This is a genomic window from Arthrobacter sp. YN, from assembly GCF_002224285.1.
GTDB lineage: Bacteria > Actinomycetota > Actinomycetes > Actinomycetales > Micrococcaceae > Arthrobacter.
On the sequence record NZ_CP022436.1, the window covers coordinates 95857 to 111735 of the forward strand.

The 15879-nt window shown below is 60.4% G+C and carries 18 protein-coding genes; 7 read left to right on the forward strand and 11 right to left on the reverse strand.

The features are described from left to right. Positions 1–167 precede the first annotated feature (167 nt). Both CGK93_RS00460 and CGK93_RS00470 read right to left on the reverse strand, forming a co-directional pair. On the reverse strand, positions 168–653 hold the full coding sequence (locus tag CGK93_RS00460; RefSeq protein WP_089593127.1) for a hypothetical protein: 486 nt from the start codon (positions 651–653) through the stop codon (positions 168–170). Between the two features lie 312 nt (positions 654–965). After that, positions 966–1652, reverse strand: a complete 687-nt coding sequence (locus CGK93_RS00470) for a hypothetical protein (protein WP_089593129.1) — start codon at positions 1650–1652, stop codon at positions 966–968. A gap of 233 nt (positions 1653–1885) precedes the next feature. Between CGK93_RS00470 and CGK93_RS00475 the strand changes: the two genes are divergently transcribed. Continuing rightward, on the forward strand, positions 1886–2737 hold the full coding sequence (locus CGK93_RS00475; RefSeq protein WP_089593130.1) for an SAM-dependent methyltransferase: 852 nt from the start codon (positions 1886–1888) through the stop codon (positions 2735–2737). A 232-nt stretch (positions 2738–2969) separates the two neighbouring features. Then, positions 2970–3203, forward strand: coding sequence for a hypothetical protein (locus tag CGK93_RS23710; protein WP_198318309.1), 234 nt, complete (start codon positions 2970–2972; stop codon positions 3201–3203). Between the two features lie 295 nt (positions 3204–3498). Here the strand turns inward: CGK93_RS23710 and CGK93_RS00485 are convergent, their stop codons facing one another. The 3 genes from CGK93_RS00485 to CGK93_RS00495 all read right to left on the reverse strand — a co-directional run bounded on the left by CGK93_RS00485 (position 3499) and on the right by CGK93_RS00495 (position 5430). Continuing rightward, complete coding sequence (locus CGK93_RS00485) at positions 3499–3996, reverse strand: Imm26 family immunity protein (RefSeq protein WP_332460068.1); 498 nt, start codon at positions 3994–3996, stop codon at positions 3499–3501. A gap of 31 nt (positions 3997–4027) precedes the next feature. Beyond that, positions 4028–4627, reverse strand: coding sequence for a GNAT family N-acetyltransferase (locus CGK93_RS00490; RefSeq protein ID WP_089593131.1), 600 nt, complete (start codon positions 4625–4627; stop codon positions 4028–4030). A gap of 353 nt (positions 4628–4980) precedes the next feature. After that, complete coding sequence (locus tag CGK93_RS00495; RefSeq protein WP_089593132.1) at positions 4981–5430, reverse strand: peptidase inhibitor family I36 protein; 450 nt, start codon at positions 5428–5430, stop codon at positions 4981–4983. A 640-nt stretch (positions 5431–6070) separates the two neighbouring features. On the opposite strand from CGK93_RS00495, the gene CGK93_RS00500 reads away from it, so the two are divergent. Next, the gene (locus CGK93_RS00500) at positions 6071–6859 is read left to right on the forward strand and encodes a hypothetical protein (RefSeq protein WP_089593133.1); all 789 of its coding nucleotides are present in this window, start codon (positions 6071–6073) and stop codon (positions 6857–6859) included. Positions 6860–6925: 66 nt separating this feature from the next. On the opposite strand, the gene CGK93_RS23915 is transcribed toward CGK93_RS00500, so the two are convergent. Both CGK93_RS23915 and CGK93_RS00510 read right to left on the reverse strand, forming a co-directional pair. After that, positions 6926–7285, reverse strand: a complete 360-nt coding sequence (locus CGK93_RS23915) for a GNAT family N-acetyltransferase (RefSeq protein ID WP_332460095.1) — start codon at positions 7283–7285, stop codon at positions 6926–6928. 136 nt (positions 7286–7421) lie between these two features. Then, complete coding sequence (locus CGK93_RS00510) at positions 7422–8357, reverse strand: proline dehydrogenase family protein (RefSeq protein WP_089593134.1); 936 nt, start codon at positions 8355–8357, stop codon at positions 7422–7424. A gap of 91 nt (positions 8358–8448) precedes the next feature. Here CGK93_RS00510 and CGK93_RS00515 point away from each other — a divergent pair, with 91 nt between their 5' ends. Together CGK93_RS00515 and CGK93_RS00520 are read left to right on the forward strand one after the other, a co-directional pair. Then, positions 8449–9030 (forward strand): TetR/AcrR family transcriptional regulator, encoded by a 582-nt coding sequence (locus CGK93_RS00515; RefSeq protein ID WP_089593135.1) that lies wholly within the window; start codon positions 8449–8451, stop codon positions 9028–9030. A gap of 220 nt (positions 9031–9250) precedes the next feature. Beyond that, a complete protein-coding gene (locus CGK93_RS00520; RefSeq protein WP_089593136.1) occupies positions 9251–9631 on the forward strand; it encodes a hypothetical protein in 381 nt (126 codons plus the stop codon). A 417-nt stretch (positions 9632–10048) separates the two neighbouring features. Here CGK93_RS00520 and CGK93_RS24470 read toward each other — a convergent pair whose 3' ends face one another. From CGK93_RS24470 to CGK93_RS00540, 4 genes are all read right to left on the reverse strand, one after another. Then, positions 10049–10444 carry a YczE/YyaS/YitT family protein gene (locus CGK93_RS24470; protein WP_332460069.1) on the reverse strand — a complete coding sequence of 132 codons (396 nt, stop codon included), beginning with the start codon at positions 10442–10444 and terminating at the stop codon, positions 10049–10051. An 84-nt stretch (positions 10445–10528) separates the two neighbouring features. Then, entirely contained in the window at positions 10529–12373 is a 1845-nt protein-coding gene (locus CGK93_RS00530) for an alpha/beta fold hydrolase (protein WP_089593137.1), read from the reverse strand. Next, entirely contained in the window at positions 12370–12969 is a 600-nt protein-coding gene (locus tag CGK93_RS00535; protein ID WP_089593138.1) for a TetR/AcrR family transcriptional regulator, read from the reverse strand. The genes CGK93_RS00530 and CGK93_RS00535 overlap by 4 nt, the downstream gene beginning before the upstream one ends. 215 nt (positions 12970–13184) lie before the next feature. After that, a complete protein-coding gene (locus tag CGK93_RS00540; RefSeq protein WP_089593139.1) occupies positions 13185–13958 on the reverse strand; it encodes an SDR family oxidoreductase in 774 nt (257 codons plus the stop codon). A 159-nt stretch (positions 13959–14117) separates the two neighbouring features. Between CGK93_RS00540 and CGK93_RS00545 the strand changes: the two genes are divergently transcribed. Further along, the gene (locus CGK93_RS00545; protein ID WP_089593140.1) at positions 14118–14714 is read left to right on the forward strand and encodes a TetR/AcrR family transcriptional regulator; all 597 of its coding nucleotides are present in this window, start codon (positions 14118–14120) and stop codon (positions 14712–14714) included. Positions 14715–14976: 262 nt separating this feature from the next. Beyond that, on the forward strand, positions 14977–15795 hold the full coding sequence (locus CGK93_RS00550) for a hypothetical protein (RefSeq protein ID WP_089593141.1): 819 nt from the start codon (positions 14977–14979) through the stop codon (positions 15793–15795). The last annotated feature ends 84 nt before the right edge of the window (positions 15796–15879 follow it).

A 15879-nucleotide genomic window follows, 5' to 3' on the forward strand; every position in this document is an offset into this window, starting at 1 on the left:
CGGCGCGGCTGGTGGTTTGGGGGCCGCGGAACGGAAGGGCGGTCACACCGGCCGGGGTCACTGCCTGGACTGGAGAGGGAAACCCTTGTCCGGTGAGAATTTTTTGAATCTCGTCCACCGTTGTCACGTCTCTTCCTGTCATTTCCGTGGCTCGAGGACTCCGTCGTTTAGCGTCCGACAGGAGGAACATCCCTGTCTTCATTGCTGGCGCGGGCTTCGGCCAGGGTGAAGGTTTTGTTGTCGGGGTGGTGATGCCGGAAGTCCAGAAGTATCCCGCGCCCGTTGGGGACGTAGAAGTCTTCGTTGAAGGGATCAAGGCCCAAGTGGCGACAATAGCTGACGAGCATGTCGTGAGTGAAACGGTCGGTGGTCCGTTTCGCTTCATAAGCCGTGGTGTCCTCGAAGTCGAAGATGTGACCGCCCTTATCGAACATCCACTTGCCATCGTTGACCAACTCGACATAGGAGCCGAAGTCCCCGGCCCCCGTCACCCTGAACTTACGAGCTCCGTACCTTCCGCGATGCTGCGGATAGCTTTTCCGATCCAAAGAGTGGGGGATTTCCACGACGATCACGGATCGGATGCCCCGATTTTTCGCGTACTCGAAGTAGAGCAGCGAGCTGAGGTCCGAACCGGACGCAGAATCGCTCACAGCTGCTGTCCAGTCCGGACTCTTGGTCTCCAGGAACAGGTGTTTCCCCCTCCGCCCAGCGGCAGCAACCTGGAGAATTGCTCCTCCAGAGTGCCTGTAGCCTCGGTATACAGGGCATCATTCTTGTTCTCAACCTCCGCTTCATTCAGTTCATGCCAGACACGGGCCGATTCCTCCAACGGAGCGTTAATAAACGACAGCCTGTTCGTCACCGGCGCCCACTTGCTGCCAAGCAACAACTGGGAGGCAAGCTGATCCGCCTGCATCAAATGCTTCTGCATGAATCGAGTCCTCGCTCCTGTGAGTTAGCCTCTATCGTTGCACCCGTTGATTCATCGGTGTGCCCTTTGTCAAAATTTTGAGTTGATCCTTGGTCAAGGAAGGGTCATTGGCCAAGATCCTAAGGAAGTGTGGGACGCCCCTGATACTGACGTCTGCATGTTCTGGCTTGCTTGTCAGGGGACGGTCAAACTCAAAGACAAAGTGCTTATCGGGAACGCTCTTGAGGTCGAACTGCAGGTCGGGTCGGTTGTTGCCCAAGACCTGCGAATTTCCGTGGTTGACCTGCTTCTGGTTGATTTTGACGTTAACAAGATCGTCGCCGTATTGCCGAAGAATCGCTTCCATGGCTTCGGTCTGCTTCTTATCCCTGCCTATTTTCGGTCGCTTGTTGGGTGCAAGAGTGAAGTAACCGTCGCCGTTCGGAGCCTGACGCAACTCGGCCTGCGCGCGGGCGAGCTGGAGTTGAGTCTCGCGAAGAAGTTCTAGCGACGTCTCTTGAATTTCTCGCGACGCATCCGTCGCCGCCTCTGCCTTCTCTGCCGCACGGCGGGGCAGGAGAAATTCGATAAGAAGCGTTGCTGCGGTGCCGAGCAAGACGCCTGACAGCACCAGTAGGAATTGCGCCATGGATCGCATCTCGGGAACGGTCCAGCGGACGACGAAGCCGTAAGCGATTGCGGGGAGGCGAGCTATCCGCTGATCCAGGTTGTCAGCCACCCACGGACCCTTGGGACGAAGGGAGAATTGCACGACCGCGACCCTTCCGATGTCGTTTAGGAGGGCAGAGATCGTTTGCTGGTCAGGGGTCTGCGATGCCTTTCTGCGTCGAGTGGAGACCTCGTGGGGGCACAGGCCAGACCCTCCCTCCTTCCGGAGGAGGGCAGGTGACGGGGTGGTGGGAGGAAGCGCATACTTGACGGCTCCCCGAGATCCGCGCAGAATTTGCGTCCATGGGCGACTCGCACGAGGAAATGCTTCGTCACTACGAGCCGGGCGGACTTCTGCCGCGAATCGTGGCGGGGTTGCAAGCTCTCGGCAAGGACCTGGACTCGGTCACGCACGAAGATCTCGCGCCGGCCGACGAGTTTCACTCCGCGGGACGTTCGGCTACGCGCGCATTGGTGGAGCTTGAAAAGATTCCGCCAGGATCGCGAGTGCTCGACGTGGGCAGCGGGTTGGGCGGCCCGGCGCGTTACCTCGCCGCAACTTTGGGTTGCGACGTGACAGGCATCGATCTCTCGCCTGAATTCTGCGGGGTGGCCAACGCCCTTTCTCGGATGACGCGGTTGTCCGATCGCACCCGCTTTCAGGCGGGTGATGCCCTGGAGCTTCCGTTCGCCGCGTCCAGCTTCGACGTGGTGTGGACGATACAAATGCAGATGAACATCCGGGACAAGCGCCGCCTGTATTCCGGAATCGCCCGGGTACTCAGGCCGGGCGGGCTGTTCGTCTGCCAGGAAATCTGCGCGGGGAACGGCGAGCCGATCGAGCTTCCGGTCCCATGGGCGAGCCGCCCCAACCAGAGCCATCTGACCGATGCGGAATCCCTCCGCGGGTTGATCCGAGGTGCAGGTCTCCTGGAACGCACCTGGCGCGACATTACCGCCGACATCGTGGCGGCGCGCAAGGCACAGCAGGCGAAGGCGCAAGCGTCGGGTGCGAGCGGCTCCAGCGCCCCTCCTCCGCTTGGAATGCATCTCGTGCTGGGAGAACAGGCAGCCGTCAAGACGAGTAACTCCGGGCGCAACACCGACGCCGGGCGCACGGTGTTCATCCAGGGCGTATTCGACAAGCCTGTCTAGTGGTCCGATCCGCTGATCCCGCTGGAAAACTCTGTCGAAAGCACGGGCGCGGCGAATCTCCATTGATCGTCCGGTCAAAGGGCACATTAGGTCACGACGACCGAAATTCGCCCGCTGAGGGATCGGTGGATTCTGGCGGTCATCGCAACAGGATGTCTCCGATGACTTCGATCGGTGGGACGCCTGGAATTACCGTGATTCGTCGGCTCGCGCAGCTGAGTCCGGCACCATCGTGGGCTATCGCGTTCACGCCTCTGATGGCGACATCGGCAAGGTCGACGAGGCCAGCAACGCGTTCGATGAAAGCAGCATCGTGGTCGACACCGGCCCGTGGATCTTCGGCCGGAAGGTAATTCTTCCGGCGGGCACGGTTCAGCGTGTCGACGACGCGGACGAGAAGGTCTACGTCGATCTCACGAAGGCCCAGATCAAGGATTCGCCAGAGCTCGCTGATGCCACCGCCTGACGATCCCGCCTATCGAGACCGGCCCGGGACCTATTACGGCGAGTTCTACCGTTCGCCCCGTGGGTGCCCGGCGCCACTGCCCGCTTCGCCACCCATCCACCCATCCACCCATCCTCGGGATCAGCACACTCAAACTCAGGGGAGTCCGCACTGGACGTCCTCGCGTCGGTCTGCCATGTAGAAGCCGACTGCGATCGGTGAAGGAACCTACTACGGGACGGTTGCCAACGATCTCGTGACAAGTGCCCGGGTAGGGATCGGCTTACGGGCGCAGTTCAGAGGACCGGTCGTGGCATTAAGTGTTCTCGGGGACCAAGGGTATACCCAAGGCCTTACTCACTGCATCGTCGATGGTCCTGTAGCTTCCTAGGCCGTACATCCCGACTGGTTCTGACGGCTGAGGTAATTCGTCGGCATGCTCGTCGAAGTACTTGTTGAATGTCCGGCTGTAGAAGCAGTGCTGTTTCAGGATTTCTCCGTCCTCAAACGGCATCTCCGCGATGGTCTCGAAGTATCCGCGGGACCACGGCAGTCGGTTGGTCATCAAAGGAGGAAGCAATAGCCTCTCGTACCGTAGTTGGGACCTAGGAGGGACGTTCTTGGACTCGGAGCGATCTTTGAACAAGTAGATCAGCTGGGCACCTGGCCCAAACCCTGCGTTCGCATCCGTGTTCACGAGGCGTCCAAAAGAGAACAGCCCATCGGGCATCTGCAATGCGAACACGCTGCCCGGCCTGTTCTTCTTCCGCGACGGGTTGAGTATTCGCATGTTTGTTTGCATCTGAGTCATCATATTTCCTGAGCGATGGGGGAGTGTCCCACTTCTAAGGAAGTGGAACACTGAAATCGCTGCAGAGCAGCGAGGTTCGCGTAGCTGGTTCCCAGCGCGCAGGAAGGCGCGAATACATATACATGTCCTTGCGCTGGCCGCCAATCTCTAGCCAGCTCCTCATCGTCCCTTCGCGAGAGAACCCGCTGCGCTCGGCTGTTCGCCAGGAGCCTTCGTTCCAAGGTTCGACGTAGAGTTCTAGTCGATGAATCCCGGGTTGTGCAAGACCCCAGGTGGCGAGGGCACCTAAAGCAGAGGAGGCGGCTCCCTTTCCCCGATGACTTGGCGCCACCCAGTAGCCAACGCTCGCCCGGCCTTGGCTCAAGTTCTTCAGCCACAGTCCGATTTGCCCAACTGCCTGATCAGAGGAGGAATCCGCAATAGCGAACGAGTACCCGGTGCCATCAATTAAGCGTTGGTGCTGTCTTTCGATGAAGGTCAGAGCTGCCTGTCGTGAACCGCTGGCGGGAACCGTCGTGATGGCAGGAATCAGTGGATCGCTCGAGGCTTCCTGGACTACGGGAACATCGGCTGCCGTAAACGGGCGGAGCCTGTAAGGGGACGCAACGAGTACAGGCTGCTCCAAGGGATTCATTCTCAGACTCTACGCTGAGCCCCAGCGGCAGTGACTGGAGACACCGAAACTGCCACCGTCCCACTTCCAAGGTTCTATGGGGGTCCGCCGAGACTCCGCGCGGAACGACGTCGTTTGCTCATGTCAGGCGCCGTCGAACGCCGCTCTCACGTGGCCCACAAATGTAGGCCTCGTGTGTGCTCCGGCTTCCTTTCCATCGCACCTCACGATGACGCGGGTGCCTTTGGCTAGAAGCTGGGTTGCGTTTCTTCAGGGCGAATCTTGCATCCAAGCGAATTCCCCCTGCTGGGTGGATCAACGGTGGTGGCCTTGCCCCAAGAGCGAGGCAGGGCCACCACCCGCTTACTGCAGGGCTAAGCCCAGGACTGGTCCCGAGAGATGCAGGCCCCGCCGTTGTAGGCTACGTAGATTGAGCTGACCCTGTTTTTCATCTCGCCCAGGTTGAGACGGTCCCCCGGTTGGATGTACCAGGCGTAGCCGACGCAGTCAGGGCTGTCGTAGATGGTGATGTACGCGTGCGTGTTGTTGATTAGGGACGCTGAGTTGTTGTTGACTTGGACGCCCCATCCGTTCCGTCCAGCCGGGCCGTCGGTGAACAGCTCGTTCCCCATGCCGGCGTCGCTGTTGGCGTAGTCGGCCCGAGCACCTTGGAAATCGGAATTGAAGTAGAAACACGCCCGTCCTGACGGACACGCTGTCCCTGAGCCTGAAGCATTGGCAGCGGGCGCGCTCGCCAGAAATGCACCAGCACCCAAAGCCAGCACAGCGCCTGCGGTAGCCATCTTACGCATCGCGAGTTTCATGAAGTTCCCCAGTCATTTTTGTTCGCGGACTCATCATCCGGGTGCCCACCGGAGGCGCCTCCATGATTCTCCGACACCTCCCTATCACGCGCCATGGGGACATCTGCCCTAACGCGCGGCTTGTGTCCCATCAATGGCGTTCCTTTCCAAGAGCCTCTCGGGGGTTCGGTGATGCGGCGATGCAGACGGTCGACATCGCCGAAGGGCCCCGCCGAACACTTGACCGACACACGGAGAGAACCTGCTGTCCACCAAGCAGGGAATCAACCCTTTGCCACAGTCCACTACAGGCAATCGGACCCCCACAGAACTAAGGAAATGGCACATCCGACTGCACCGCCAATATCGGGTGACGTGCCTGTCTTGTAACTAACGATGATCACCGATCTCGAAACACCTAGTTGCGAGGCATAGTTGCAAGACCCGCCGGGGTTCAGAATGGCAAGCTGCGCAGGGGAGCAGAGCTACATCAGTGAAACGTCTCTTATCCCAAGGGTTACGAGACGCAAGCTACTGCCAACTCTCATTGTCACGGGTTCTCTACCGGAGGAGACTGAGGCGACGGCATCCCATCTCGGACCGCCTGCGAGGCCACCCGGCTGCGGGGCCTCACAGTAGCTTGTAGTGGCCTGGTGGATCAATGAGTTCTATGACACCCATCGAAAAGGCCGCTCAGCGGTCACGCCATCTCTTGCCCTTGCTGACTATCGCACTGATTGGATGTCTCGGCGGGTGCGAGTATGAGTCCGACGACGCATCCCTGCCGTCTGCCAGTTCTCCGATGACGGAGGCTCGCACGGTCCCACCGCTGCCTGAGAGTCGCGACCCTCGCACGGTCCCGCCGCTGCCGAAGAGTGGCGATATCGACGCCGGCACATATCTAGTCCCCGTCGACGGCTACAAGGAGCCTTTCGAGATCACCGTTCCAGGCGGCTGGTCTGCTCTCGACGGCAACAGCCTGGGCAAGGATGACCCGGATCACCCGGCTGAATGGGCCGTCCACCTGACCCTTGGGTCCGCGTTCTATGTGTCGATGGACGCATGCAACTGGAGGGGGGCCCTTGCCGATGTCGGTCCGGCGGACTGGGCCTTCACTAGGGCTATGGCGGCGCAATCGTCAACGGCAAGCACTCCTCCTGTCAAGGTCATGGTGGGCGATTACCCCGGCTTCGAGTTCGACCACTCCGTCGAGGGCGACGTGGACATCCCGGCCTGCGACAGCGGCAAGTTCTGCATCCACTCAGAAATGATGTACCACTGCACACACTGGTACTCGACTCAGAATGAACACGAGACCTACCGGGTGGTCGACTTGGAGGGCCGGCGGGCTGTCGTCGCGGTGGGCTATATCGACGAATCGATCAATCCGGAGCTGATAAGAGAGGCGCGCGCCGTTTTCGACTCGATCGTGTTCAGGTCCTTCAAGTGACCAGCTGATCCGATGGCCGATTCCGCTCGCGGGCTCCGACTCCTTCTCTGAACCCACCAGGGTGTCTCATAGCCTCAGTGTCTCGAAAAGCTGGGGTTTCGAACGAGTTCGAGCGGGGCGCCGGAGGAGGATGGAGGCTGGCCCCGCACTAGCCCTGGGTGAGTGATTCGAGGCGACACGGAGCGGATTCCCCCGATGACTTGGCGCCACCCAATAGCCAATGCTCGCCCGGCATTGGCTGAGGTTCTTCAGCCACAGCCCGATTTGGCCAACCGCCTGATCAGAGGAGGAATCAGCAATAGCGAAGGAGTACCCGGTGCCATCAACTAAGCGTTGGTGCTGTCTTTCGATGAAGGCCAGAGCTGCCTGGGAAGCGGTTTGCGATCCCGGTCTACGATTCCGAGGGTAAGAACATCGTCGGTGAATTCGTCATCGAAGACGGCAACGGTCAAACGGTACAAACCGGCATGCAGCCGTCAGCGCCAAGTCGTTAAATCAGAAACAATAGTCGATGGACTATTGCCCTGTGGAGCTTGAGTGGGCCACCCAGGGTGATGCCCAGTTAATTGGCAGCGGCTACGAGTGCGGTGAAGACCCGTTCGGGTTCTTCTGCGATGCGGTTCAAGACGTATAACCACCATTGGTTGCCAAAGATCGAGTATTCGCGGGTGGCGTAGCCGTCCTTGCGCAATCGGTCTAAGGTGGCGGTGCCCAGCCCGAGTAGCATTTCGAATTCCACTTCAGGTCGGCGGATCAGATCCGGGTGTTCTGAGATGAGGTCTTCGATCAGTGTTGCGTCATGGGTGGCGATGGACAGCGGGTGTCCGGCATCCAGGATGCGTCCCGCTAAACGGAGGTATGCCTCCCGAAGTTCGCCGCTGCCGCGAGGGTAGGCCCTGTCGGCCGGTTCAAGGAATGCTCCCTTGACCAAACGGATGACGCCCGGTCGTTCCAGCACCCGTTCCAGGTCGGCTGCACTCCGGTGTAGGCGTGCCTGGACGGTGATCCCCACAGGTAGCCCCTCAGCGCTCAGCTTGTCGTAGGTGTCCAGGACCAGATCCGTGCGGTTTGAACCTTCCGCGGAGATCATGAGCGAAGTACCCAACGGCGCTACGGCTTTGGCCATCGCGCGGACGTTCTCTGCTGCAAGTCCGGGGTCCACGAGGAGTCCCACGTGAGAGAGGTCGAAGGAAACGGTGCTGACAATCCTTGCCGCCCGGAGTGCGGTGATCAGCTCCAAAAAGACATTCGCTTCCTTACGCGCCAGCTCAGCATCGCGGACGCTTTCTCCTGCGTATTCAATACTGACCAGGTGCCCGCGTGCCATGGTGCGCTGAGCTGCCATCAAAGCATCATCAACCGTGTCACCTGCCGAATACTGCCGGGCGATCCTCGTTGCCACGGGTGCCAACGAGGGGGAGGACATCACCTTTTCTTTGAGGTTTTCATCCAACGCCCAAGCGCGCAGCACATCCGCTGCCGCCTCACGATCAGTCATGCTCACAACTCTCCACTTCACGTTTATTCCGTAGTCATTAATACCGTATTGTGCGCTACGATATCTTATTGCTTATTGAAGGGGAAGTGGCATGCCGAGAACACGTGACGTCGAGAAACAAAAACGGGCCCTGACAGAGGCCACATGGGCTGTGCTCACTCGCGCCGGACTGACGGGGCTGACAGCCAGCGCCGTGGCGAAGGAAGCCGGATGCACCACCGGACTTGTGTTCCACACATTCCCCACGAAGCGTGACCTTCTAGTGCACGCGCGCAGGACGTTGACTGAACGCGCTGTCGCCCGGCTCGATGAGGTGGAGGCCAAAGCATCGGACCCGCTCAGCGCACTCCAGGATGTCGTTCGTGCGCTGCCCGCATATCGTCGCGGGGCAACCGACGAAGCGCGGGTCTGGGTCAGTTTCCTCGCTGCAGCCGTTGCCGATGAAGACATCGCGGAACATCACCGTCTAGGTAATCGAATGCTGCTGCGCCGCATTGAAAGGCTGGCCGAGGCGGCACGACCGGACTGGACTCACGACGATGTCACATCTTTTGCGGTGGACGTTTCGGCGTTGAGTGAGGGACTTAATGCAGTGTCATTGCTCGACACCCAAAGCTATTCCGCGGAGCGACAGGAGAGGTCCATCGACCGGCTCTTGGAGCGCACCAAATAGGTTCCTCGGCTGTACCTCTTCCAAGGGAGTGGAACATTCTCTGCTTGCCAGACAAATTATTCAGTGCGTCTGGTGCACAAAAGTTGGGCGGACGCTTGACTTGACAAAAGAATTCAGCCGCTTGAGACTCAAAGCGGCTTCGCGGTGTGATCGCCAACACATTCTTGGGGCGGGTGTGATGCCAGTAATTCACTAAAAATTCTGGGGAAGGAATTACGACATGCGTAAATCACGATTGGCTCTTTCCGGCGCTGCGGCCGCGGGTGCAATTGCAATCTCAGGGCTGGCCGCGGCCCCGATGGCCTCCGCCAGTGCAGCGGCTTCGGTGACCGGGTCCTACGCCTACTACAACTCGTCCACCAACGTCCTAACGAGCCGGGACACCCGCGTGGATGGAGTCTCATCCGTGGCGCAGCTGAGGTACGTTTCGAACGGGACTACCTACATTGCGACGCTGACCAACAGTCAGGGAAGCGGCGAGCAGGCCCAAGCTCAAAGCAGCGGACTCCGAGGGTCCGTTTACGTCCGGGCGTGCCTCAACAACCGAAGCGCCGGCACCGGCGTCTACGGCTGCTCAGGCTGGGTCGCCACGGCCGCTTAGGCGCGGAGTAAACGACGCGACGCTTCAGGGTTCCCTGCAACTACGGGAGCCCTGGCGCGTCCTGTCGTTTGACGGTCAACCAGTCGTCGCCGCCCAAAGCGACCGCCCCGCAGCGAGATGGTGTCCCGCCATGGAGGCTTCAGGATTGTTGGTTCCGCCGCAGGCTGCGCCCGGACGCTGCTGCTCATGAGGCGGTCGACTTGCTCAGTGGGTTGTCCGGCGAGGGTTCTCGAGGGCCTGAAGGAACACTGAACAAGGGCATGAGCCACTGAATCAACGGTCCGATCAGAAACGCTTCGGCCACAGTACCGATCCCCAGGGTCCCGCCCAGCAACCAGCCGGCTGCGGCAACTGTTACCTCGATCAATGTGCGGCAAGTGCGGATTGACCAGCCGGTCCGCTGCGCCAGGCCGGTCATCAGCCCGTCCCGTGCACCTGGGCCGAAGGAGGCCCCAAGGTAGGAGGCGCTGCCGACGGCCAGGAGCACCAGCCCCCGGCAAGATAGACGACTTGCCAGAGTAGTCCGTTGGCTTGAGGAATCAAAGGTATCGACAAGTCGACGAAGGCGCCGATCAACACGGCGTTCGCCAGAGTGCCCCAACCCGGGCGCATCCTCAGGGGGATCCATAGGAGGAGCACGAGAAAGCTGACCGCGATGATGACCATTCCGGTGCTGATTCCCGTCAGCCGGCCCAGACCTTGATGAAAGATATCCCAAGGGGAGATTCCAAGTCCAGCTTTGATGAGGACGGCGATGGAAAAGCCGAAGAGCGACAGGCCTGCGAGTAATTGAGTGATTCTGCGTACCAACATCACACCAGCCTCCCCCAAACTGGCTCTGAAATATGTAGCCAGTTTGGACCTCTGGCTACCTCCAGATTCACGCCCCTGTGGATCTCATAGGGCACCCGTATGCCTGTCAGCGGTTGAAACCTCGGGAGCCGTGTCCACACGGGACATTCCGTTGATCAGAGTCACCAGAGAATCGCCATGAGTCAGTTGAGGATGGTGCCCGGCGCCCGTCACCGTGATCAGCTCAACATTTGGAAGTGACTCGAGCTGCTCAACCGCTTCTGGGGTGATGGGGTCCTCGCTTCCCACGATGATGCGGACCGGGCCGCTGAAACGCCCCAGCGCTTCCCGCAGTTCAGCACGCCATTGCTTGGAGCCCGCAAGGGCGAGATGCTTGGCCACCCTCTTGGCGCTGCTTCGCTTGAGGTCACTGAGGCTGGACGTGAGAGCAGCGGCGCTGGCTTCTGATCCGGTCAGCTGGCGTGACAGCCGTGCGGCGTCAATGTGTCGCAAGTAGGTGGATGCCAGCGGCGGCAGTTTGGCCGAAATACCCATCGGGGCTTGGAGGAAGAACGGTGCGATCAGCGTGAGGGACTTGACCTGTGCCGGGAGCTGGTCAGCCGCCATTACTGCCGCAGCCGCACCGATGGAGTGGCCGATGAGGTCAACGGGTTCGCCGTCCAGTAGAGATGGCAGCCACTGTTCCCAGTCCTGAACGCCTGTTCCACTGCTGAGGCCGAGTCCGGGCAGGTCGACGACTCGCGCGCCGATGCCCGACGCCACGTCGGCCCACGTGTCTGCGTTGACCGGCAAACCGGGAAGGACAACTTGGCTGGATCCGGGTACGCCGAGTTCGAATGTGCGCAGACCGCCGATGTGGACGAATCGACGACCGTCAGCCATGTCTGCGCCAAACCGATGTGCGGCCAGATGGTCGGCCCACCGCTCCACCGACACCAGAACATCCGGCATCTGAATCCCGTGTTTGTGGGCGAACTCGACGGCGGACTCTGTCGGATAGCGGTCGGCGGACATGAAGGTGAGCGTCTCGGGATCCGCTTTGGTGATCCGCTGCGGGAGCCTCTTGATGATCCCGATCGGCATCCTTAGCCGTGGGACGTTGACGCCGAGGTGCCGGCCGACATGGGTGAGGAGGTCTGCCAGCGGCGGGGTGGCGTCGTCGAGAATCCAATACGCCTTGCCGGCAGCAGCGGGATCGACCGCTGCTGCCGTCATGAAGGCTGCCAGATAGTCGACCGTGACGACCGGGAGGAACGTCGAGCCGTTTCCGGGCAGTGCGGCTACGGTGCCGTTCCACATCTGCTCGATGGTGGTGGCCAGCCCGATGAGTTGGTCGGACTCCCCGGTCGCGCTGTCGCCGATCAGGCTGGAGGGATTGACGATGGTCCAGGGGACTCCTCGCTTCAAGGCCCGGGCCTGGAAGATGGCGTCGGATTCCACCTTCGAGGCTTCGTAGGCGCCAAGTTCCTTGTAGACCGCGGCGCGGTGGTCCTCTGACCATGGAACGGTTTTGGGGTCCTGTCCGCCGACGCGGTAGCCCGACACATGGACGACCCGCTGCAGGTTTGGGAGGTCCTCGGCGAAGTCGATCAGCTTCTCGACGATGCCGACATTCGCGCTGCGTGCCTCTTGGGCGGTCATTCCGAATCGGTAGGACCCGGCGCAGTTGTGGATCTCGGTGATGGACGGGAATGCCGAGGGCCCGCCCACGATGATCTCGGGTGCATCGAAGTCGACGATGGTCGTTCTGATGCTCCGTTTTAGTCCATGCTCCCTGGCCCATCGCTCGACACTCGCTCCCGACTCGGCGGTCCGAACTGCCGCTGTGACGTTCGCGCCAGCTTTGGCAAGGGACAGAATGAGGTGTCGGCCGACCATTCCTGAAGCCCCGAAGACAAGGGCATGACGGGAGTCTTCGTGCGGCGTCATCGCGTCCCGCCAGCGGTCTTGCAGCGCTGGTTGATGAGCTCCGCCACGACGTCAGCGGCCGATAGCAGGGGTTGGGTGCTCTGCATGGCGCGAGAGACGATCACCGTCCCCTCAATCGTCGATACAACAACGGTTGCCAGGGACCGGGCTTCCTTGGCCTCAATGCCGCTGGCCTCGAGGAGCGCGGACGTCGGGGCGATCCACGCCTCGAAGGCAGCGGCACACGCCTTTCTCAGCCGCTCGCTCTCCGCGCCCATCTCCAGAGTGACGACGGAGACCGGGCAACCCAGCCGGAAGTTGCTCTCGCTAACGATGGTGGCCAGGGCCTCAATCGCGGCCCGGGCAGCCTCAGCCGCGCTGCCCGCGGAAGTTGCGGCCTCTGCAATGAGCGTTTCGAACTGCTTAGCGGCGAGTTCGACCGCCGCGATGCCCAGGCCTTCCTTCCCGTCGGGGAAGTGGAAGTAGATCGACCCCTTGGGTGCTGCGGCGTGTTCGATCACAGCATTCAGCCCCGTGCCGCTGTAACCGCTGGTCTGAATGAGCTGGAGCATGGACTCTGCGAGCCGTGCTTTTGTCAGGTTTCCTTTTAAGGCCATGAAGAAAATAATAGACTGGTCTACATATTTTGCAAACTCTCAAGAAGCCATCGACCCCGTCATCGTGCTGCGGCGTTGGATTTCTTTGGCGGAGTTCGCCTGCTTCTTAGAAGAACTCCAGGACGCTTCGCTGACGGCAGGAGGCGCCATGGGGTGCAGGGTGATCAGCTGACTGTTGGATCCGGACGCGGTAAACGTCCGGATAGTGCGGTGGGTTAGAGGTTGGTGCCGCCGGTGGCGTCGATCTTCTGCCCGGTGATCCAGCGCGCTTCGTCGGAGGCAAGGAAACCTACGATGCTTGCGATATCGTCGGGCTGGCCAACGCGACCCAGGGCGCTGCTGGCAGCTACCCCGGCTTGGGCTTCTTCGTTTCCGCGGAGCCAGCCGGCGTTGATGTCGGTGTCCACGACGCCTGGGGCGACCGAGTTTACGGTGATTTCCCTGGGCCCAAGGTGTTTGGCGAGAGTCAGGGTAAAGGCCTCAATCGCGCCCTTGGTGAGGGCGTAGCCGATGATTTCCGGGAACGCTATGCGGGTGACGCCGGAGGAGATGTTGATGATGCGGCCCCCGTTAGCGATTCGGGTCAGCCCTTCCTTGGCGATGAAGTAGGGTGCGTTGACGTTGATGGCCTGCTGGGTTAGGAAATCTTCCCGGCTGAAGTCTTCAATGGCCCCGCGCAGGGTGACCCCGGCATTGTTCACGAGGACGTGAATTGGCTGGTTCAAGACTCCGGCTTCGGCAGCGGCTTTGTCGTAGGCGGCCCAAAAATCCTGTGCTGCGGTATCGGCTCCAAGGTCTGCCTGGAAAGGGAAAGCCTTTCCTCCCGCAGCTTCGATGGAGGCCGCCACTTCCGCAGCCGCCTTCCCGTCGTGTCCGTAGTGGACAGCAACAGTCAAGCCTGCGGTGGCAAGGCAGGAGGAGATTGCCGCACCGATCCCTCGGCTGGCTCCAGTCACAACGGCGATGTGGTCTTTGTGTGTTTCGCTCACGAATGAGATAATTACATACGTTTAGCGATCACTACAAGAAAGATGTCGAAACTTAAATGTGGCGCTGACCACAGCATGAAAAACCACTCTCGTGGAGGCAGCCGGAATAGATGCCGGCTGCTGGGGGCTCTTCTTGAGAGGAATGACGAGAGGACGACGATGTCAGGAAAAGTAGGCCAAGGCCGGAAATTCAATATCGACGACGCCCTGGAAGCAGCCACTTTGGTCTTCTGGGACAGCGGATACGAGGGCACCTCCTTGGCGGAGCTCACAAAAGCCATGGGTATCAATCCGCCCAGCCTGTATAAGGCCTTCGGCTCCAAGGAGGACCTCTTCTTCTCCGTTGTGGACCACTACAACGCAACCCACGGAAGCTTCATGTCCGTCGCCTTCACAGAAGAAGAATCCGGACTGAAACTCATGCGTCGGCTGCTGATAGAAGCCGCCGACCACTACCCGTCAACAACGTTCCCGGGAGGCTGTCTGGTGATCAGCTCTGCCGTCGCGGTCACCTCCGCGAACCGCCACGTCGCAGAACGGCTGTCCAAAATGCGCAACGACAACATCCTGGCCATGGCAGAAGCACTGATCCGGGACCGCGAAGCAGGCCGGATCTCTAAATCCACCGACACCCATGCAATGGCAGCCTTCGTCGGAGCGACGCTACAAGGTATGAGCCAGCAGGCCCGAGACGGCGCAAGCAAAGAGGACCTCCTCTGCATCGCCCACTACGCCATCACCGCCATCGGGGCCTAGTAAACGACACGGCCAGACACTAAGCCGGCCCAGCCCAGGCCGTGGGGGGAGCGTTTGGGCCGTGAAGTCAACCGCGGCACCGCGAGCTCCGATAACCCCGTGAATGGAGGCACCTTCAGGGTTGGTCCCAGCAGTGTGTCCCGGTTCCAAGGAAGTGGGACGCTCAGGCCGGCTCGCCTAGGCCTCTGGTCCTGACCGGGATAATCACTTTTACCTAACAGGCCAAAGTGATTATCCCGGGCGGTACCGAGAGACGTATGAGATGACCAACATGAACGAACGAGCCCGGCTTCAGAACTGGTTGGAGTACGTGCTTGGCCTGATCCGCCGGGTTGATGATCTCTATCGCCAGGAAGCGTCTCTCAAGTCCCGCTACGACAATCAGTACCAGCGCTACCTGAAGACCTGGGGCGCTGGGATGTACTTTCTATGGACTCTTATCCTGACTTTGATGTTCTCCGCCTTTGTGATCTTGGTGGTGTTCACCACGATCATTCTTCCGGCGATGGGTGCAAGGGACCGGGATGGCGGTTTGTTTTCAGAAGGGATACCGGGCGCGGGCCTGTTCCTGCTGCCGTTGCCCGTAGCGCTGATCGGCGCTGGCATCATTCTCTTTGTGCTCAACAGCCGGGTTCGCACTATCAACGAGGTCCGAGGGGCAACAAACGCGAGAATGCAGAACGAGATCACAGTACGGATTGCGCCTGAGCTCGTACCCATCAACCGGGGCTTCGCGGAGGTGCGCCAAGCTCTGAGGCAGAATGTTGTGGGTCACTTCCCAGTGGAGTACCTCTACGAGGATGCTCTGTCGTTCTGTATCTTCGCGGTGGCTAACTTTAGGGCAAACAGCATTACTGAGGCGATTGGCCTTTACGAGAATGAGCTCCACCGCCAGCGAACGGAGAGTTACGCAGATTCGCAGCTGCAGGAGCAGCGGCGTGCAGCGCGCGTTGCCCGGATCAACGGCATTATCAATGGCATGGGGCACGCAACATCTGCGATCCGGACCGAAGATGCGGCCACCCGAAGCGCCATGAATGCCAATATCGCAGCCAGCCGGCAATCCGCAGATCAGCGGTAACTTGGCAGTGGCGGCGAAACGCCAAGTGCCGCCGTCGTACTTCTTGTGAAAGTACGACGGCGGCACTTGCCGTATGCGGGTCGG

What these genes read in the sequence shown, in the direction of transcription:
- CGK93_RS00490 (WP_089593131.1), bottom strand. Translation starts at nt 4,627, where the DNA reads ATGAATCCCTTGGAGCAGCCTGTACTCGTTGCGTCCCCTTACAGGCTC.
- CGK93_RS00535 (WP_089593138.1), bottom strand. Translation starts at nt 12,969, where the DNA reads ATGGCCTTAAAAGGAAACCTGACAAAAGCACGGCTCGCAGAGTCCATG.
- CGK93_RS00500 (WP_089593133.1), top strand. Translation starts at nt 6,071, where the DNA reads ATGAGTTCTATGACACCCATCGAAAAGGCCGCTCAGCGGTCACGCCAT.
- CGK93_RS00515 (WP_089593135.1), top strand. Translation starts at nt 8,449, where the DNA reads ATGCCGAGAACACGTGACGTCGAGAAACAAAAACGGGCCCTGACAGAG.
- CGK93_RS00530 (WP_089593137.1), bottom strand. Translation starts at nt 12,373, where the DNA reads ATGACGCCGCACGAAGACTCCCGTCATGCCCTTGTCTTCGGGGCTTCA.
- CGK93_RS00520 (WP_089593136.1), top strand. Translation starts at nt 9,251, where the DNA reads ATGCGTAAATCACGATTGGCTCTTTCCGGCGCTGCGGCCGCGGGTGCA.
- CGK93_RS00545 (WP_089593140.1), top strand. Translation starts at nt 14,118, where the DNA reads ATGTCAGGAAAAGTAGGCCAAGGCCGGAAATTCAATATCGACGACGCC.
- CGK93_RS24470 (WP_332460069.1), bottom strand. Translation starts at nt 10,444, where the DNA reads ATGTTGGTACGCAGAATCACTCAATTACTCGCAGGCCTGTCGCTCTTC.
- CGK93_RS00495 (WP_089593132.1), bottom strand. Translation starts at nt 5,430, where the DNA reads ATGAAACTCGCGATGCGTAAGATGGCTACCGCAGGCGCTGTGCTGGCT.
- CGK93_RS00475 (WP_089593130.1), top strand. Translation starts at nt 1,886, where the DNA reads ATGGGCGACTCGCACGAGGAAATGCTTCGTCACTACGAGCCGGGCGGA.
- CGK93_RS00550 (WP_089593141.1), top strand. Translation starts at nt 14,977, where the DNA reads ATGACCAACATGAACGAACGAGCCCGGCTTCAGAACTGGTTGGAGTAC.
- CGK93_RS00485 (WP_332460068.1), bottom strand. Translation starts at nt 3,996, where the DNA reads ATGATGACTCAGATGCAAACAAACATGCGAATACTCAACCCGTCGCGG.
- CGK93_RS00510 (WP_089593134.1), bottom strand. Translation starts at nt 8,357, where the DNA reads ATGACTGATCGTGAGGCGGCAGCGGATGTGCTGCGCGCTTGGGCGTTG.